The following is an 18,202-nucleotide window of genomic DNA, read 5'->3' as shown; positions in this document are numbered from 1 at the left end:
TTCCGCACGTCGACCGTTTATTGCGCTTTAAAGGCGTGTAAACGGTTAGTCGCTTTGGTTAAACCGTCTTTCAGCCACACCTCGGTACAGCGCGCCGCTTCATCAACCGCTTCGTCAATTAGCTTCTGTTCGCTGACCGGCGGTTTACCCAGCACAAAACCGACAACTTTGTTTTTGTCGCCCGGATGACCGATTCCGACGCGTAAGCGGTGAAAGTTCGGGTTATTGCCCAGCTTACTGATAATGTCCTTCAGGCCATTATGGCCGCCGTGTCCGCCGCCGAGTTTAAATTTAGCGACGCCGGGTGGTAAATCGAGCTCGTCGTGAGCGACCAGAATTTCATCCGGATTAATACGGTAAAAGGTAGCCATCGCGGCCACCGCTTTACCGCTAAGATTCATAAAGGTGGTCGGCACCAGCAGGCGCACGTCTTCCCCCGCCAGGTTGAGGCGCGAGGTATAGCCGAAGAATTTGCTCTCTTCGCGCAGCGGCGCGCGGTGGCGCTCCGCCAGTAAATCTACGTACCAGGCGCCAGCGTTATGGCGCGTTGCCGCGTATTCCGCGCCGGGGTTAGCCAGGCCGACAATCAGTTTTATCGTCACTTTTTATTCCTGCATGGGTCGTTCTTTGCCGCGTAGTGTACTGCCTGCGTCGGCGCTTGACAAAATTCTGCCGACGAAACGGTATCATTGTTGATAATTTCTTCTTTGAACCATTAGAATTTGATGTTGTTCAGTGGCTTATTTGTAAACTTTTGTTGATCAGATGTTCCCGAATGTGATCACTCACGCAATCAGGCTTATCCCCATTGTCTATACTTAACCTATAAATTTTGGGGATATTCCCATGCAGCCCAAGGTCCGGAGGTGACATATGAAACGCAGAAACGCTTCGTTACTCGGTAACATACTGATGGGTTTAGGGTTGGTTGTGATGGTGGTCGGCGTTGGTTACTCTATTTTAAACCAGCTTCCACAGCTTAACCTGCCGCAATTTTTTGCTCATGGCGCGGTGTTGAGTATCTTCGTCGGCGCCGTTTTGTGGCTGGCGGGCGCTCGCGCAGGCGGTCATGAAAGAGTCACCGACCGCTATTGGTGGGTTCGCCATTACGATAAACGCTGCCGTCGCGATCCGCACCGTCACAGCTAACGGAATTCAGCTCGCCGGATAGCCCTTCCGGCGAGCCTCTCATTTATTGCCCTAATTCTATATCCGCCAGCGCCGCATTGCGGTCCGGATAGAAGCTTAGTCGACCTGGAATCGGCTGGACACCTGCGCGCGCCAGGGTACGCAGCGGCTGGAATTCGAGATTCGATACCCGCAGCTCGCAGCCTTCCGGCAGGCGTTTCACGAAGCGCAGGAACGCGTCAAGACCACCGGCATCCAGCACCGGTACCGCATCCCACTTCAGCACCACTACGCGTTTGCCTTCAATCCGGCTTTCCAAATCGGTAAATAGTCCTTCCGCCGCGGCGAAAAACAGCGGGCCGATAACTCGCAGCACCAGAACATCATCCGGTACTTCAACGTTCACCGGCGCAAGGCGCGTCATGCGCGCGATGCGGCGCATAAACAGCAGCGAAGCCAGCACGATGCCGACGCTAATGGCGATGACCATATCGAACAGTACGGTCAACGACATGCACATTAACAGCACGACGATGTCGTCTTTGGGCCCGTGGCGTAGCAGGTTAATCACCTTATGCGCTTCGCTCATGTTCCACGCTACCATCAGCAGCAGGGCGGCCATCGCCGACAGCGGCAGCCATGAGAGCAGCGGGGCGAGGATTAACAGCGCAAGGATCACCAGCAGGGCATGGATCACCGCGGAAATTGGCGAGGTCGCGCCGGCGCGCACGTTAGCCGCGGAGCGGGCAATCGCCGCGGTGGCGGTTATCCCGCCAAAGAATGGCGCGACGATATTGCCAAGGCCCTGGCCTACCAGCTCGCTGTTAGCTTTGTGTTTGGTGCCGGTCATACCGTCGAGCACCACTGCGCAGAGCAGTGATTCAATGGCGCCAAGCATCGCCATAGAGAAGGCGGCAGGCAGCAGCGCGCGCAGCGACGACCAGCTCAGGGTAAACTCCGAGCCCGGCATATCCCACGGCAGCACCAGTTGCGGCAGCAGCTGCGGGATACCGTTGCCCTGGCTGCCGTCGGCGAGTACATAGTGGAACTGCGAGCCGATGGTCGCTACATGCCCGCCGAGTAAATTAACGATGCCCATCACCGCACAGCCGGCCAGCAGCGCCGGCAGATGCCCCGGCAGGCGGATCCCCAGGCGCGGCCAGAAAATCAGGATACCCAGCGTTACGATACCGATGGCGGCATCGCCAACGTTAATTGTCGGCAGCGCCATCACCAGCGCGCCGACTTTCTGCAGATAGTGCTCCGGGACGTGCGCCATCTGCAGACCAAGGAAATCTTTAATTTGCATGGTACCGATAGTGATGCCGATACCGGAGGTAAAGCCAAGGGTGACTGAAAGCGGGATATATTCTATCAGGCGGCCAAAGCGGGCGAGGCCGAAAAGGATTAAGAAGATACCCGACATTAGCGTCGCCACCAGCAGGCCGGCCAGGCCAAACTGCTGTGACACTGGATATAGGATCACCACGAAGGCCGCGGTTGGGCCGGAAACGCTAAAGCGTGAACCGCCGGTCAGGGCAATGACTATTCCCGCCACCGCCGAGGTGTATAGCCCATATTGCGGCGCGACGCCGCTGCCAATTGCTAACGCCATCGCCAGTGGGATTGCGATAATCCCGACGGTTATCCCGGCAATCAGATCGCGGGTAAAGCGCGATGCGGTATATTTTTCTTTCCAGCAAGCGTCGATGAGGGCGCGGAAAGGCATCACATGTGAGGAAAATAATCTATTCACAATAATGTTTCATCCATGAGCGCATCATCTGTCAACTGAATGGCAGGTGAAGGAGGCATTAGTCATACAAATATGAACCAGAGACAAAAAAACCCGCCGCAGCGGGTTTTTCGGCTGGGCTCGATTAGTGCTCGAACATAGCAGAAATGGATTCTTCGTTGCTGATACGACGAATCGCTTCGGCCAGCATACCAGACAGGGTCAGGGTACGGACTTTGTCCAGCGCTTTGATTTCCGGCGTCAGCGGAATGGTATCGCAGACGACGAATTCATCAATCACAGAGTTTTTAATGTTCTGGATAGCATTGCCGGAGAAGATCGGGTGAGTCGCGTAGGCGAAGACACGTTTCGCACCGCGCTCTTTCAGCGCTTCCGCTGCTTTACACAGGGTGCCGCCGGTATCGATCATGTCATCAACCATCACGCAGTCACGGCCAGCGACGTCGCCAATGATATGCATCACCTGAGAGACGTTAGCGCGCGGGCGGCGTTTATCGATGATCGCCATGTCGGTATCGTTCAGCAGCTTCGCGATAGCGCGAGCGCGAACCACGCCGCCGATGTCCGGAGAAACCACGATCGGGTTGTCCAGATTCAGCTGCAGCATATCTTCGAGCAGAATTGGGCTACCGAATACGTTATCAACAGGAACATCAAAGAAGCCCTGAATCTGTTCAGCGTGCAGGTCAACGGTCAGTACGCGGTCAACGCCGACACTGGACAGGAAGTCAGCGACGACTTTAGCGGTGATTGGCACACGAGCGGAACGTACGCGACGGTCCTGGCGGGCATAGCCGAAGTAAGGGATAACAGCGGTGATACGGCCTGCAGAAGCGCGACGCAGGGCATCAACCATAACAACCAATTCCATCAGGTTGTCATTGGTGGGAGCACAAGTGGACTGGATGATGAAAATATCACCACCGCGTACGTTTTCGTTGATTTGTACGCTGACTTCGCCGTCGCTAAAACGACCTACAGCGGCGTCGCCAAGAGAAGTGTACAGGCGGTTGGCAATACGTTGTGCTAGTTCCGGGGTGGCGTTACCAGCAAAAAGCTTCATATCAGGCACGAGAAGAACCTCAGGCATGCGTCCAGTGGTGGATGAAACGGGCCATTAAACTGTGCGGGCCGGCACCATCTCATCCAGGCGGTGTATTAAAGAGCACGATGCAACGTCTGGAACAGGGTGACGTTGTCACCGATACTCTGTTTGCCCGGCAAACTTGCCGTTATTCATGCAAAATGCAGAATTACTTCAGTAGGGCTTGCTTCAGCGGCGAGACATTAATTCCTCGCGCAACAAAGCCTTGCAGCCATTCCGGGGCTTTTTCCAGCACCTGACGAGCGGCGGATTCGGTGTCAAATTCAGCAAAGACACAGGCTCCTGTGCCAGTCAGGCGCGACGGCGCGTATTCTAACAGCCAGGAAAGCGTTGCATCAACCTCACGAAAACGTTTTCTTGCGATAACCTCGCAATCGTTGCCGAATTCACAGTTTAGTAAGGTATTAATTGACCTGCTCGGGGTATTTCGTGGTAACTCCGGATCGCGAAAAATGATCGGCGTCGGGATACTCACGCCCGGGTGGGCGACCAGATACCATTTTTCCGGCGGATTCACCGGGGTGAGGATTTCGCCAACCCCTTCGGCAAACGCCGCGTGACCGCGAACGAAAACCGGGACATCGGCGCCGAGCTGTAGCCCAAGCGTCGCCAGTTGGTCTTCGCTAAGCCCGCAGCCCCACAGATGATTGAGGGCTACCAGCACCGTCGCGGCGTTAGAAGAGCCGCCGCCTAAGCCGCCGCCCATCGGCAGGCGTTTGTCGATGCTGATATCCGCGCCGCTGCCAGCGGGAAGTTGACCGTGAGACTCCGCAGCTGCCATCAGCAGCCTGGCGGCGCGAATAATCAGGTTTTCTTCATCCGGCACGCCGGCGACCGGCGTTAACAACCGCAGTTTCCCGTCGCGGCGCGGTTCAATGGTCAGCGTGTCGCCATAGTCGAGAAACTGAAACAACGTCTGCAGCGTGTGATAACCATCGGCGCGCTGGCCGGTGATATACAAAAACAGATTCAATTTTGCGGGGGCGGGCCAGCGACTCATCATTTCACAATCCAGTTATCCATTTTCAGCTTGATGCGCTGGCTGCCGTTGTTGAGTTCCATATTAGACGGCAGGGTGGGTTTGGTGTCGCTGGTGTAGCCGCTGTAGGTCACGTGCCAGGTTTTGCCGTTCTGCGTGTAGTTGAGTTCGCGCAGGCGGTACTGGTCATCCAGCGCATAGTCGGTGGCGTCGCCCGGCAGGCCGATAATCCACTGGCGCAGGCTGTTAAGCGGGATCGGCATGCCGGTCAGGCGGCCAATCATCTCTTCGGCATCGGTAGCGTTATAGGTCTGGCCTTTGTTGTCAATCAACTGGACGCCGCCCGGCTGCGCGGTTAATGACAGTTCGGTGCTGCCAAGCGGGTTGGTCAGCAGCAGGCGGTAGCGGTCCTGGCCGGTTTGTTGCCAGAAGAAACGGGCATACACTTTCTGCTCATCGGACAGATAGGCGAACGCCCCGCGGGTCTGGAACTGGTTAAGGTTGCGGACATCCTGCTGGTGCTGGCGCCACTGCGGGGAGTCCGGGCTTTTACCTGGCCCTTGCGGCGGAGTATTGATTGCACAGGCGGTCAGAACGAGGCTTGCCAACGGCAGCAGGCGGAACAGTCGATTCATAATGATGACAAATCCTTGATGTCTACAGTGAAATGCGGCGACTGATAGTTCGCACACCGATTTGTGTAGCGGGTTGCAATAATAACCCTTAATGCTAGCGTCGCTGGCCGATAGCGTCTACGTTCAAGTTGTCTGAAATCAAAAAATTACCGTTAGTGGCTTTTAAGCCCTGACTATTACTCCAAAAGGGGGGCGTCTCTTTTATTGAGTACGCGCATCCTGTATGATGCGCTCAGACTAACCTTAGCAACGCTGGTACTATTCCCTCACCATGACCCTTTTAGCTCTTGGCATCAACCACAAAACAGCTCCGGTAGCGCTGCGAGAACGCGTAACGTTTTCGCCGGATACGCTCGACAAGGCGCTGGAGAGCTTGCTGGCTCAGCCGATGGTGCAGGGCGGGGTGGTGCTATCAACCTGTAATCGCACGGAGCTGTATCTCAGCGTTGAAGAGCAGGACAACCTGCAGGAAGCGCTGATTCGCTGGCTATGCGACTTCCACGGCCTGAATGAAGAAGACCTACGTAAAAGTCTTTATTGGCATCAGGATAACGACGCCGTCAGCCATCTGATGCGCGTCGCCAGTGGCCTGGATTCACTGGTGCTTGGCGAGCCGCAAATCCTCGGACAGGTGAAAAAAGCATTTGCTGATTCCAGCCGCGGTCATCTGAACGTCAGCGAACTGGAGCGCATGTTCCAGAAATCGTTCTCGGTGGCTAAGCGCGTGCGTACCGAAACCGATATCGGCGCCAGCGCCGTTTCCGTTGCCTTCGCCGCCTGTACGCTGGCGCGACAAATTTTTGAATCGCTCTCCAGCGTCACGGTGTTACTGGTTGGCGCGGGGGAAACTATCGAACTGGTCGCCCGCCATCTTCGCGAACATAACGTTCGCAAAATGGTGATTGCCAACCGCACCCGTGAACGCGCCCAGGCGCTGGCGGATGAAGTCGGCGCGGAAGTTATCGCCCTCAGCGATATCGACGAGCGCTTAAAAGACGCCGATATTATTATCAGTTCTACCGCCAGCCCGCTGCCGATTATCGGCAAAGGGATGGTCGAGCGCGCGCTGAAGGCGCGCCGCAATCAGCCGATGCTGCTGGTGGATATCGCGGTGCCCCGCGACGTCGAGCCGGAAGTCGGCAAGCTGGCCAACGCCTATCTGTACAGCGTTGATGACCTGCAAAATATCATTCAGCACAATCTGGCGCAGCGTAAGGCCGCGGCGGTGCAGGCGGAATCGATCGTCGAGCAGGAAACCAGCGAATTTATGGCCTGGCTGCGCGCCCAAAGCGCCAGCGAGACTATCCGCGAATATCGTTCCCAATCCGAGCAGGTTCGCGAGGAGCTGACGGCGAAAGCGCTTGCCGCGCTGGAGCAGGGCGGCGATGCGCAGGAAATCATGCAAGATCTGGCCCGTAAGCTGACCAATCGCCTGATCCACGCTCCAACCAAATCTCTTCAGCAGGCTGCCCGTGACGGGGATGATGAACGCCTGCATATTCTGCGCAACAGCCTCGGGCTGGAATAGCGCACATTTCTCTATTTAAAGACAGGGTGAATTCACGCCTATGAAGCCTTCTATTGTTGCTAAACTGGAAGCTCTGTACGAACGCCATGAAGAAGTTCAGGCGCTGCTTGGCGACGCCGCCACCATTGCCGACCAGGACCGTTTCCGCGCGCTGTCGCGCGAATATGCGCAGCTTGGCGATGTCGCCCGCTGCTATACCGACTGGCGCCAGGTGCAGGACGATATCGAAACCGCGCAGATGATGCTCGACGATCCGGAAATGCGCGAAATGGCGCAGGAAGAGCTGCGCGATGCCAAAGAAAAAAGCGAAGCGCTGGAGCAGCAGCTGCAAGTTCTGCTATTGCCGAAAGATCCTGACGATGAACGTAACGCTTTTGTCGAAGTTCGCGCCGGTACCGGCGGCGATGAAGCGGCGCTGTTCGCCGGCGATTTGTTCCGCATGTATACCCGCTACGCTGAAGCCCGCCGCTGGCGGGTAGAAATCATGAGCGCCAACGAAGGCGAGCATGGCGGATTTAAAGAGGTGATTGCCAAAATCAGCGGCGATGGCGTCTATGGGCGGCTGAAATTTGAATCCGGCGGCCATCGCGTTCAGCGCGTTCCGGCGACCGAATCCCAGGGGCGTATCCACACCTCCGCCTGTACCGTGGCGGTGATGCCGGAGCTGCCGGAAGCCGAAATGCCGGATATCAACCCGGCTGACCTGCGCATCGATACCTTCCGCTCCTCAGGCGCGGGCGGCCAGCACGTCAACACCACCGACTCCGCTATCCGTATTACCCACTTGCCGACCGGTATTGTCGTGGAGTGTCAGGACGAGCGTTCACAGCATAAAAACAAAGCCAAGGCGCTGTCGGTGCTGGGCGCGCGTATTCGCGCCGCCGAAGTCGCCAAGCGTCAGCAGGCGGAAGCGTCTACCCGCCGTAACCTGCTGGGCAGCGGCGATCGCAGCGATCGCAACCGGACCTACAACTTCCCGCAGGGGCGTGTGACCGACCACCGTATCAACCTGACCCTTTACCGTCTGGATGAAACCATGGAAGGCAAACTGGATATGCTGATCGAACCGATTGTGCAGGAATTCCAGGCTGACCAGCTGGCGGCACTTTCCGAGCAGGAATGATGACCTTTCGACAGTGGCTCACTCAGGCGATAGCCCGGCTCGGCGCGAGCGACAGCCCGCGTCGCGACGCCGAGATCTTACTGGGGCACGTCACCGGCAAAGCGCGAACCTGGATCCTCGCTTTTGACGAAACCCTATTGACGGCGGAACAGTTGGCGGAACTGGAAGCATTGCTGGCGCGCCGTGCCAACGGCGAGCCGGTGGCTCATCTGGTGGGGCAGCGTGAGTTCTGGTCGCTGCCGCTGTTTGTCTCGCCGGCGACGTTGATCCCGCGCCCCGACACCGAATGCCTGGTCGAGCAGGCGCTGGTACGCCTGCCGCAGACGGCCTGCCGCATCCTGGATCTTGGCACCGGCACCGGCGCTATCGCTCTGGCGCTGGCCAGCGAGCGGGCGGACTGTCAGGTCACTGCCGTTGATTTTATGCCTGACGCCGCGGCGCTCGCCGCGCGCAATGCCGCCCATCTCGCTCTCAACAACGTGACCATCCTGCAGAGCGACTGGTTTAGCGCGCTCAAAGGGCAGCGGTTCGCGATGATTGTCAGTAACCCCCCTTATATCGATGAAACCGATCCGCATCTTGCTGAGGGCGATGTTCGCTTTGAACCGAGAACGGCATTGGTCGCCGCCGATCAGGGGCTGGCCGATTTGGCGCATATTATCCGTGAGGGACGACAGTATTTGTTGCCTGGAGGTTTTATGCTACTGGAACATGGCTGGAAGCAGGGTGAGGCGGTACGCGCATTATTTATTGAAGCAGGATACAGCGATGTCGAGACCTGCCGCGATTATGGCGATAACGAACGTCTGACACTCGGGCGTTGGCCGCACAAGGAGCAAACCGGCGAATGAATTTATTTACTGCAGTACTCTATTTACATATTGCCTGCGTGGTGACATCCGTCGGGCTTTTCGTGCTGCGTTACTGGTGGATCTACAGCGGCAGCGCGATGCTGAATCAGCGCTGGGTGCGTATTGCGCCGCATTGTAGCGATACGCTGCTGTTCCTCAGCGGCGCGGGATTAATGGCGATAACGCACTATCTGCCGTTTACCGAAGATGGCGCATGGCTGACTGAAAAGCTGTTTGGCGTTATCATTTACATCGCATTAGGATTTATCGCGCTGGGCCGACGTCGCCCGCGCCGCCAGCAGACCCGGTTCATCGCCTTTCTGCTGGCGCTGGTGGTGTTGTTCTTTATCGTTCAACTCGCCATCACAAGAATACCGTTACTGGGGTAAGGCATGAGGTCATTAGCTGATTTCGAATTTAACAAAGCGCCATTATGCGAAGGCATGGTCCTCATTTCTGAATTGATCCGCGACGACTTTCCGACGCACTTTGTGCAGGATGAGCTGCAGCGGTTGTTAACACTGGCGCAGGAAGAGATTGCCACCTCCTGGGATCAGGAGCGTCAGCTCGACCGGCTGCTGGAATTGTTCTATCACGAGTGGGGCTTCGGCGCATCGCAGGGCATCTACCGCCTGTCCGATGCGCTATGGCTGGATAAAGTGCTGGTGAATCGCCAGGGGAGCGCCGTGTCGCTGGGAGCGATTCTGTTGTGGATTGCTCAGCGTCTGGATCTGCCGGTGGTGCCGGTTATCTTCCCGACGCAGATGCTGCTGCGCGCTGACCCGGACACCAGCGAAGAGATGTGGCTAATTAACCCATTCAACGGCGAGACGCTCGATGAACACACCCTGGAAGTGTGGCTGAAGGGGAATATTAGCCCGGTGGCTGAGCTGTTTAATGAAGATCTCGATGAGGCCGACAACGCCGAAGTGATCCGCAAACTGCTCGATACGCTGAAATCGGCGCTGATGGAAGAGCGGCAGATGGAGCTGGCCCTACGCGCCAGCGAAGCGCTGCTGCAGTTTAATCCAGAAGACCCGTATGAAATTCGCGACCGCGGGCTCATCTACGCCCAACTGGAGTGCGATCACGTAGCGCTGCTGGATCTCAATTATTTCGTTGAGCAGTGTCCGGAGGATCCGATTAGCGAGATGATCCGCGCGCAGATCAACACGATTTCACATAAACAAATTACATTGCATTAGTCTGGAACCATTCCGGTTACACCCTGATAAGGCGATCTTATGAAACAAAAAGTGGTTAGCATTGGTGATATCAACGTAGCAAACGACCTGCCGTTCGTGCTGTTTGGCGGAATGAACGTGCTGGAGTCCCGCGATCTTGCGATGCGTATCTGCGAACATTATGTGACCGTCACGCAAAAGCTGGGCATTCCGTATGTGTTCAAAGCCTCTTTTGATAAAGCCAACCGTTCTTCCATCCACTCCTATCGTGGGCCGGGTCTGGAAGAAGGGATGAAGATTTTCCAGGAGCTGAAGCAGACTTTCGGCGTGAAAATCATCACTGACGTCCACGAAGCCAGCCAGGCGCAGCCGGTGGCCGACGTGGTTGATGTGATCCAGCTGCCGGCGTTCCTCGCGCGTCAGACTGATCTGGTGGAAGCGATGGCCAAAACCGGCGCTGTTATCAACGTCAAGAAACCGCAATTCGTCAGCCCGGGCCAGATGGGCAACATCGTCGATAAGTTCATTGAAGGCGGTAACGACAAAGTGATCCTCTGCGATCGCGGCGCCAACTTCGGCTACGACAACCTGGTCGTAGATATGCTCGGCTTCGGCGTAATGAAGAAAGCGTCCAACAACTCGCCGGTTATCTTTGACGTAACCCACGCCCTGCAGTGCCGCGACCCGTTTGGCGCTGCCTCAGGCGGCCGCCGCGCTCAGGTGACGGAACTGGCCCGCGCCGGGATGGCGGTGGGTATCGCCGGTCTGTTCATTGAAGCGCACCCGGATCCGGACCACGCGAAATGTGACGGCCCGTCCGCGCTGCCGCTGGCTAAACTGGAACCGTTCCTGAAGCAAATGAAAGCAATCGACGATCTGGTGAAAAGCTTCGACGAGCTGGATACCAGCAACTAAGTTTCGTTGAGCAGTAAAAAAGCCTGCCGGTTTCGTCACCGACAGGCTTTTTTTTGGCATTATTGCTGATTACCCGGTCAGGCAAATATCGTCATCAGGTAGGCGGCGAACAGCGCCAGATGCGCCGCGCCGTTAAGGACATTGGTGCGCCCGGTTGAGAACGAAATATGGCACAGCACCAGCGACGCTACCATCACCACCATTTCCGGCGCGCCAAGGCCGAAGCGGAGTTCATTGCCGGTAAGGAAGGCGATAAGTGTAACGACAGGCACCGTCAGGGAAATCGTCGCCAGTACCGAACCAAAGAAGAGGTTCATCGCGCGCTGCACCTGGTTATTCAGTACCGCTTTCAAGGCGCCGAGTCCTTCCGGTGAGAGGATCAGCAGCGCCACCAGGAAGCCGGTAAAGGCGACAGGCGCGTTCATACTGGTCAACAGCGTTTCCAGCGGATTTGCGTTCATTTTGGTAACGGCGATAACCGCAACCAGGTGTACCAGTAACCAGGCCGTGTGCCAGCCGCTGCTGTGCGCCGATGGCTTACCGTGATGCGGGTCGTCATCGTCGCTGTCATCTTCATGCTCGTAGACAAACAGGCTCTGGTGTGTTTTGGTCTGAATGAGCAGAAATACGCCGTACATGGCGGCGGAAATCAGCGCCACCAGCAGCGCCTGGCCGGTGCTGAAGTTGGCGCCCGGCAACGCCATCGGGAATACCAGCACGATAATCGCCAGCGGGAAGAGGGCGATCAGGTACTGCTTGATACCAAACAAATTCATATACTGCGTGGCGAATTTACGCCCGCCCAGCAGTAATGAGAAACCGACCAGACCGCCGGTGACGATCATAATGATTGAATATAACGTATCGCGCATTAGCGTTGGCGCGGCGTCGCCGGTCGCCATTAATGCGGAAATCAGGCTCACTTCAAGAATGACCACTGACAGGCTCAAAATTAATGAACCATAGGGCTCGCCGAGGCGGTGAGCAAGGACGTCGGCGTGGCGAACCACGCTAAATGCGCTACTCAGAATCCCGACCAGCGCCAGAATATTAATCGCAACGACCACTGGTAGTGATTGACTGCTTCCCCAGAGAAACAGCACCACCAGTGCTAAAACCGGAAAAACGAGGGAGGTCTCCTTGTGGCGGGTCTTAACCGCCTCATGTGCATGTGTCATGAACCATCTCCATTTATGCAGGTGTTATAATTATAGATAACGTAAGTTAATAAAATAACAGACATTGATAGGTTTAATTTGTATTTTTACTTAAATTTACCACTCTTGCATAAGAAATGCGTTGGTCTGTCAAAAAGGGCTGTTACGTATGTTTTGTACATATTTTTCAGATAATTACTAAAATTCATTTCTCAATATTCCTGTGATTTGCCAACCCGGGAATTGTGTTCCAGACTTAGTTTTTATCCTGATTCTGGAGGTCATTATGCCTTACCGCAGTAAACAAGAGCTTCCCGATAGCGTTCAGCACGTCCTGCCGGAACACGCGCAGGAAATTTATAAAGAAGCTTTCAATAGCGCCTGGGATCAATATAAAGACAAAGCCGACCGTCGCGATGATGCCAGCCGTGAGGAGACGGCGCATAAAGTCGCCTGGGCGGCGGTTAAAAATGATTATCAAAAGGGCGATGACGACAAATGGCATAAGAAAAAGTAATCACTTTTGCGATCTAATTTTTTTTCAGACCCCTTGTCAACGCTCCGTTAATTGCTTATTGAGTAATAAAGCTGGATAATAATTCAGCAATATTCACGGATGGCACAGATTATCGCCGGGAAGCAGGCAGTGGCGGAGGTAGTAGAAAGTGTTAACTCGTGATTTCTTAATGAATGCGGATTGTAAGACGGCGTTTGGCGCGATTGAGGAATCGCTGCTGTGGTCGGCAGAGCAACGGGCAGCCTCGCTGGCGGCGACCCTGGCCTGTCGTCCGGACAACGGTTCGGTGTGGATTTTCGGCTATGGTTCGCTGATGTGGAACCCGGCGCTGGAATACAGCGAATCCTGCACCGGTACGCTGCCAGGTTGGCATCGCGCGTTTTGTCTGCGCCTGACCGCCGGTCGCGGTAGCGCACATCAGCCGGGCAGGATGCTGGCGCTGAAGGAAGGCGGGCGCACCACCGGAGTAGCCTATCGTCTGCCGGATGAGACGCTGGAGCAAGAGCTGACGCTATTGTGGAAGCGAGAAATGATCACCGGCTGCTATTTGCCCACCTGGTGCCGTCTTGAGCTTGATGACGGGCGTACGGTGAATGCGCTGGTGTTTATCATGGATCCGCGCCATCCGCTGTATGAATCCGATACCAGCGCGCAAACCATCGCGCCGCTAATTGCCCGCGCCAGCGGGCCGCTCGGCACCAATGCCCAGTATCTCTTTTCGTTAGATCAGGAATTACGCAAGCTCGGCATGCGTGACGCCAGTCTTGACGATCTGATTATCCAGGTGCGGCATCTGGTCGGCGAGGCGAGCCAACCCGGGCTTGCATAAAAACGCCCGGTCAGCCGGGCGTTGAGGTTCAGGCGGGAACGTAGCTAATGGAGTGCTCCAGCGACTGGCTATGGCTGTCGATCAGCACGTTCCAGGTACCGCTGTAGGGCACGGTGAGATAAGCGCTGTCCCTGTCCTGCACGCTAAAAATATCGGCGTGGCTGTCGCCGGCGGCCTTGGCGCTCATTAAGTGAATATGACAGCGCTCTGAACAGCGCACCACCAGCGTATCACCGCCGAATAACGTTAAACTTGCTTTTACCATTGCCATTTTCATACCCCGTTTCTGTCTCTGAATTCATCAACCCGCGCGTGATATCGTTCACACTTTGCTCGTTGCATAACACCAAAGGGGGAGCGTGTGGATGATGATTTCGATCAACAAAATGGATAACGATTAAACAAAAATGACAATCTTCCTGAAAGCGTTCAGCTGGCGTACTTTTGCATCAGCAATGCCCACCAGCCTGACATTTAATCCTGTTAATGGCGGTTAATTCAGAAGGTCAGCACTTTATCCGCCGCCAGCGTCCACTGCGCCAGCTCGACCAGCGTTCCCACTTCCACGCCATCTACTAATGGCAAATGGGTGATCCCGCGTCCGTCCGTACAGGTCTTGCAGAGTTTTACCGGCACATTCTGCGCGGTGAGGATCTCCAGCATCTGCTGGATGTTATAGCCTTCCGCCGGTTTCTGCCCGCGTAGCCCGGCGGTCACCGCATCGGACATTAAAAACAGCTTCAGATCGAGGTCTGACTCCTGCTCACGCAGGGCGATAGCCAGGCGCAGGCTATTAAACAAGGATTCACTGCCGTAAGCGGCTCCGTTGGCGACAATCACAATACGTTGCATAAAGACTCCTTTTATCAGGCATGGTTATTGCTTAGCTTTATCTAAAGACGTAATTCGGGAGGGGGTATGAATAATACGACCGGCATGACGCCTGAAGCAATCTGCTGGTTTCATTATGCGCGCCAGCTACAAAAACAGCAGCTCCGCCAGCTAACGCAGCAAGGGACGCTGGCGAGTGAAATAAGTGGGTTGGTCCATATGCTGCAGTGCGAGCGCGGCGCCTCCAATATGTGGCTCTCTTCCGAGGGCCGCTTGTATGACGCCGAGCGTCGGGCTGGCGGGGCGCTGGTGGACGCGCGCTTAAGCGCTTTTTATGCCGCGCTGCAACCGGCGCGGGAATCCGCCAGCAGCGCGCTGTGTTGGCGTATAGCCAGCGCGGTATGGTATCTGGCGCAGCTTCCGGCGCTGCGAGCGGCGGTGCAAGGCCGCGCGGTGGACGCTCAGGAGGCCACTCAGCGCTTTAGCCGTATTATTCGCCATTTATTGAATATTGTGCCGCAGTTGAATGACACCATAGACGATCCGCAGATCGCCGGGCGCATGGTCGCCCTGTACAGCTTTATGCAGGGTAAAGAGCTGGCGGGCCAGGAGCGCGCGCTGGGAGCGTTGGGCTTCGCGCGCGGCCAATTTAACGGCGAGCTCCGTCAGCAGTTGGTTGACCGCATTGACGGTCAGCAGCCCTGTTTTGACAGCTTTCAGGCGCTCTCCGGTCTGCCGCGGGCGCTTGAGCTGCTGCAGGGTTGCGAAGCCGGGCGCGAGATTGAGCAACTGCGGCGCATCGCCTGTACCCGCCAGCCCTCGGCGGACGAAGGGGCCGCGGCGCAGCGCTGGTTTAGCCTGCAAACTGAACGGCTTGAGCAGATGCGCAGTCTGGAGGAGGCGTTGATTGCCGACCTGCTCAGCGCGACCCGGCAACTGCTCGAACGTGGAGAAGACGATATGCCGCCGCTGCAATGGCCTGAAGAAGAGTGCGGCGATAGCCTGACTTTGCGCCTGGATAAGCAGCTGCTGCCGCTGGTCCGCCAGCAGGCGTGGGAACTTGAGCAACTCTCCGGACAACTGGCCTCGCTGCAAGCCGCGTTTGAGGAGCGCAAGATTATAGATAAAGCGAAAGCGCTGCTGATGAGCCATCAGGGAATGCAGGAAGAACAGGCCTGGCAGGCGTTGCGTAAAATGGCGATGGATAAGAACCAGCGGATGGTCGAAATCGCCCGCGCGCTGCTGACGGTGAAAGCTCTGCTGCCGGACTCATCGTCAAATTGAATGCACAATCAGCGGGCAGGCATTGCCTGACGATGGTGCAATAGTTGACGCGGAGAGCGGTAAAACAACGTCTGGCGGGCAATAACACAAATTGGCATCCGCTTTGCATTACTGAACTTGAGTGAATCAACAATTTGAGACAACGGACCAACGGCGGTCTGAAGGTCTCTGGATAAAGGCGTCCTGCGGTGCGAAAGCACTGCCGGGCGCTTTTTTTTGCGCGTTCTGGAGCGGCTATGGGCGATAAAGTTTTCATTTCACGACGGCGCTTTTTGCAGGCCGGGGCGGCGCTGGGCGGCGCTATGCTGCTGCCCGGCGTGATGCAGGCGGCGTGGGCGGCGGGTTCCGATAAGCCGGAGTTGGCCACCGTGCGGGTCGGATTCATCCCGCTAACCGACTGCGCGCCGCTGGCGATTGCGGCATTGAAAGGATTCGATAAAAAGTATGGCATTAGCCTGCAGCCAAGTAAGGAGGCCAGCTGGGCGGCGGTGCGCGATAAGCTGGTCGCCGGCGAACTCGATGCGGCGCATATCCTCTACGGCATGCTGTATGGCCTTGAGCTTGGTATTGCCGGCAAACCGCAGCAGATGGCCAACCTGATGACCCTGAACCGCAACGGTCAGGCAATCACCCTTTCAAGTGACCTGCAGGCGCAAGGCGTGAGCGATGGTCATGGGCTCAAGCGGCTGATCGACCAAAAAGCGCCGGGCAGCTACACCTTCGCCCACACCTTTCCTACCGGCACCCATGCGATGTGGCTCTATTACTGGCTGGCGAACGCCGGTATCGACCCCTTCGCCGATGTGCGCATGGTGGTCGTGCCGCCGCCGCAAATGGTGATGAACATGCGCATCGGCAATATGGTTGGCTTCTGCGTTGGCGAACCGTGGAACGCGCGTGCGATCAACGATCGCATTGGTTTTACGGCGGCAACCAGCCAGCAAATCTGGCCAGATCATCCAGAAAAAATTCTCGGCGCGCGCAGCGATTGGGTGGCGCGCTACCCAAATACCGCAAGGGCGCTGGTGGCGGCGCTGCTGGAGGCACAGCGCTGGATTGAAGCGTCTGCCGACAACACCCGCGAAACCGCGCGGATCCTCGCCAGACGCGCGTGGCTCAACACGAAAGAACAGTACCTTAGCGGTCGAATGCTTGGCGAATACGACAACGGCATCGGCAAACGCTGGCGCGACGATCACCCCATGCGCTTCTTCCAGCAGGGCGAAGCCAGTTATCCGTGGCTTTCAGACGGCATGTGGTTCTTAACCCAATTCCGCCGCTGGGGCCTGCTGAAAAGCGCGCCTGATTATCAGGCGGTAGCGCAGCGTATCAACCGCATCGACCTGTGGAAAGAGGCGGCGCAGGCCGTGGGCGGTATCACTGCGCCAACGCAAACGCTACGCAGCAGCACGCTGCTGGACGGCAAAGTGTGGAACGGCATCGACCCGGAAGGGTACGCCACCAGTTTCGCCATTCAACATAAGGGGACATGAGATGAAACCAGCCATTAACACGCAGCCGCGCGCGCAGACGTCAACCGCGCCGGGCGAAATCATTGTCCTGCCGCCGCTGCAGGTGCGCAAAGCTACACCCTTCGCCAGGCGCTGGCTTAATGCCGCGCTGCAGCGTCTGCTGCCACCGCTGCTGGGCCTGGGTCTGCTGCTGCTCGGCTGGCAGCTGGCGGCGATTGGTACGAAAGGCTTCCCGACGCCGCTGAGCACCCTGGATTCGGCGCTGACGCTGTTTTCCGACCCGTTCTACCGCGACGGACCGAACGATATGGGCATCGGCTGGAACGTGCTGGCTTCGCTGCAACGGGTTGCGGTGGGCTTTGGTTTGGCGGCGCTGGCCGGTATTCCGCTGGGCTTTCTTATCGGCCGCTCGCTGTTCTTTGCGCGAATGTTTAATCCGCTCATCGCGCTGCTGCGCCCGGTGAGTCCGCTGGCGTGGTTACCGATTGGCCTGCTGCTGTTCCAGAAGGCGGAACCGGCTTCCAGCTGGACCATTTTTATCTGCTCTATCTGGCCGATGGTCATTAACACCGCGGAAGGCGTCAGGCGTATCCCGCAGGACTATCTCAATGTGGCTCGCGTGCTGCAGCTGTCGGAATGGACGGTGATGCGCAAAATCCTCTTTCCGGCAGTGCTGCCTGCGGTATTAACCGGCGTGCGGCTATCGATAGGCATTGCCTGGCTGGTGATCGTCGCCGCCGAGATGCTGACCGGCGGGTTGGGTATCGGGTTTTGGATCTGGAATGAATGGAACAACCTCAATGTGGAAAACATCATCATCGCCATCGTCATTATCGGCGTTGTCGGCCTGCTGCTAGAACAGGGGCTCATATTGCTCGCCCGCCGCTTCAGCTGGCAGGAAAAATAAG

Annotated in this window: 20 protein-coding genes; 12 read left to right on the top strand and 8 right to left on the bottom strand. The window is 56.7% G+C overall.

The features are described from left to right. Positions 1-17 precede the first annotated feature (17 nt). The gene (pth, locus tag PGR09_RS17250; protein WP_047046770.1) at positions 18-602 is read right to left on the bottom strand and encodes an aminoacyl-tRNA hydrolase; all 585 of its coding nucleotides are present in this window, start codon (positions 600-602) and stop codon (positions 18-20) included. 271 nt (positions 603-873) lie between these two features. Here pth and ychH point away from each other — a divergent pair, with 271 nt between their 5' ends. Then, positions 874-1,149, top strand: coding sequence for a stress-induced protein YchH (gene ychH / locus PGR09_RS17245; protein WP_430916345.1), 276 nt, complete (start codon positions 874-876; stop codon positions 1,147-1,149). A 43-nt stretch (positions 1,150-1,192) separates the two neighbouring features. Here the strand turns inward: ychH and dauA are convergent, their stop codons facing one another. From dauA to lolB, 4 genes are all read right to left on the bottom strand, one after another. Next, entirely contained in the window at positions 1,193-2,884 is a 1,692-nt protein-coding gene (gene dauA, locus PGR09_RS17240) for a C4-dicarboxylic acid transporter DauA (protein ID WP_072047995.1), read from the bottom strand. A gap of 124 nt (positions 2,885-3,008) precedes the next feature. Continuing rightward, positions 3,009-3,956: a ribose-phosphate diphosphokinase gene (gene prs, locus PGR09_RS17235; protein WP_015367113.1), complete on the bottom strand. Its 948-nt coding sequence runs from the start codon at positions 3,954-3,956 to the stop codon at positions 3,009-3,011. 181 nt (positions 3,957-4,137) lie between these two features. Next, on the bottom strand, positions 4,138-4,989 hold the full coding sequence (gene ispE, locus PGR09_RS17230) for a 4-(cytidine 5'-diphospho)-2-C-methyl-D-erythritol kinase (RefSeq protein ID WP_165430693.1): 852 nt from the start codon (positions 4,987-4,989) through the stop codon (positions 4,138-4,140). Then, the gene (gene lolB / locus PGR09_RS17225) at positions 4,989-5,603 is read right to left on the bottom strand and encodes a lipoprotein insertase outer membrane protein LolB (RefSeq protein WP_045393797.1); all 615 of its coding nucleotides are present in this window, start codon (positions 5,601-5,603) and stop codon (positions 4,989-4,991) included. Before lolB ends, ispE begins: the two co-directional genes overlap by 1 nt. A 271-nt stretch (positions 5,604-5,874) precedes the next feature. Between lolB and hemA the strand changes: the two genes are divergently transcribed. Genes hemA through kdsA form a run of 6 tightly spaced genes read left to right on the top strand, consistent with a single transcriptional unit; the run spans position 5,875 to position 11,204 of the window. Next, positions 5,875-7,131, top strand: coding sequence for a glutamyl-tRNA reductase (hemA, locus tag PGR09_RS17220; RefSeq protein ID WP_015367110.1), 1,257 nt, complete (start codon positions 5,875-5,877; stop codon positions 7,129-7,131). Positions 7,132-7,171: 40 nt separating this feature from the next. After that, complete coding sequence (prfA, locus tag PGR09_RS17215; RefSeq protein WP_015367109.1) at positions 7,172-8,254, top strand: peptide chain release factor 1; 1,083 nt, start codon at positions 7,172-7,174, stop codon at positions 8,252-8,254. Further along, positions 8,254-9,105, top strand: a complete 852-nt coding sequence (prmC, locus tag PGR09_RS17210; protein WP_047046764.1) for a peptide chain release factor N(5)-glutamine methyltransferase — start codon at positions 8,254-8,256, stop codon at positions 9,103-9,105. The genes prfA and prmC overlap by 1 nt, the downstream gene beginning before the upstream one ends. Then, on the top strand, positions 9,102-9,494 hold the full coding sequence (gene sirB2 / locus PGR09_RS17205) for an invasion regulator SirB2 (RefSeq protein ID WP_063414929.1): 393 nt from the start codon (positions 9,102-9,104) through the stop codon (positions 9,492-9,494). Before prmC ends, sirB2 begins: the two co-directional genes overlap by 4 nt. A gap of 3 nt (positions 9,495-9,497) precedes the next feature. Next, positions 9,498-10,310 (top strand): invasion regulator SirB1, encoded by an 813-nt coding sequence (gene sirB1, locus PGR09_RS17200; RefSeq protein ID WP_045393803.1) that lies wholly within the window; start codon positions 9,498-9,500, stop codon positions 10,308-10,310. A gap of 39 nt (positions 10,311-10,349) precedes the next feature. Then, positions 10,350-11,204 carry a 3-deoxy-8-phosphooctulonate synthase gene (gene kdsA, locus PGR09_RS17195; RefSeq protein ID WP_015367105.1) on the top strand — a complete coding sequence of 285 codons (855 nt, stop codon included), beginning with the start codon at positions 10,350-10,352 and terminating at the stop codon, positions 11,202-11,204. 77 nt (positions 11,205-11,281) lie between these two features. Here kdsA and chaA read toward each other — a convergent pair whose 3' ends face one another. Next, positions 11,282-12,382 carry a sodium-potassium/proton antiporter ChaA gene (gene chaA / locus PGR09_RS17190; protein WP_015367104.1) on the bottom strand — a complete coding sequence of 367 codons (1,101 nt, stop codon included), beginning with the start codon at positions 12,380-12,382 and terminating at the stop codon, positions 11,282-11,284. A gap of 265 nt (positions 12,383-12,647) precedes the next feature. Here chaA and chaB point away from each other — a divergent pair, with 265 nt between their 5' ends. After that, positions 12,648-12,878, top strand: coding sequence for a putative cation transport regulator ChaB (gene chaB, locus PGR09_RS17185; protein ID WP_015367102.1), 231 nt, complete (start codon positions 12,648-12,650; stop codon positions 12,876-12,878). A 148-nt stretch (positions 12,879-13,026) separates the two neighbouring features. Then, positions 13,027-13,707 (top strand): gamma-glutamylcyclotransferase, encoded by a 681-nt coding sequence (locus PGR09_RS17180; protein WP_015705085.1) that lies wholly within the window; start codon positions 13,027-13,029, stop codon positions 13,705-13,707. Between the two features lie 28 nt (positions 13,708-13,735). On the opposite strand, the gene PGR09_RS17175 is transcribed toward PGR09_RS17180, so the two are convergent. Beyond that, positions 13,736-13,978 carry a DUF1883 domain-containing protein gene (locus tag PGR09_RS17175; protein ID WP_015705086.1) on the bottom strand — a complete coding sequence of 81 codons (243 nt, stop codon included), beginning with the start codon at positions 13,976-13,978 and terminating at the stop codon, positions 13,736-13,738. 227 nt (positions 13,979-14,205) lie between these two features. Then, entirely contained in the window at positions 14,206-14,559 is a 354-nt protein-coding gene (locus PGR09_RS17170; RefSeq protein ID WP_015367099.1) for a DsrE/DsrF/TusD sulfur relay family protein, read from the bottom strand. Positions 14,560-14,625: 66 nt separating this feature from the next. On the opposite strand from PGR09_RS17170, the gene nasR reads away from it, so the two are divergent. The 3 genes from nasR to ntrB all read left to right on the top strand — a co-directional run bounded on the left by nasR (position 14,626) and on the right by ntrB (position 18,201). Next, positions 14,626-15,822 carry a nitrate regulatory protein NasR gene (gene nasR, locus PGR09_RS17165; protein WP_117025616.1) on the top strand — a complete coding sequence of 399 codons (1,197 nt, stop codon included), beginning with the start codon at positions 14,626-14,628 and terminating at the stop codon, positions 15,820-15,822. 236 nt (positions 15,823-16,058) lie between these two features. Further along, positions 16,059-17,315, top strand: a complete 1,257-nt coding sequence (locus PGR09_RS17160) for an ABC transporter substrate-binding protein (RefSeq protein WP_430916344.1) — start codon at positions 16,059-16,061, stop codon at positions 17,313-17,315. Between the two features lies 1 nt (position 17,316). Then, positions 17,317-18,201 carry a nitrate ABC transporter permease gene (gene ntrB, locus PGR09_RS17155; RefSeq protein ID WP_045361320.1) on the top strand — a complete coding sequence of 295 codons (885 nt, stop codon included), beginning with the start codon at positions 17,317-17,319 and terminating at the stop codon, positions 18,199-18,201. The last annotated feature ends 1 nt before the right edge of the window (position 18,202 follow it).

The organism is Klebsiella sp. 141251 (assembly GCF_050600725.1).
Lineage (GTDB): Bacteria > Pseudomonadota > Gammaproteobacteria > Enterobacterales > Enterobacteriaceae > Klebsiella > Klebsiella aerogenes.
The sequence above is the reverse complement of the archived record's forward strand: the minus strand, read 5'-3'. Positions and strand labels throughout refer to the sequence as shown.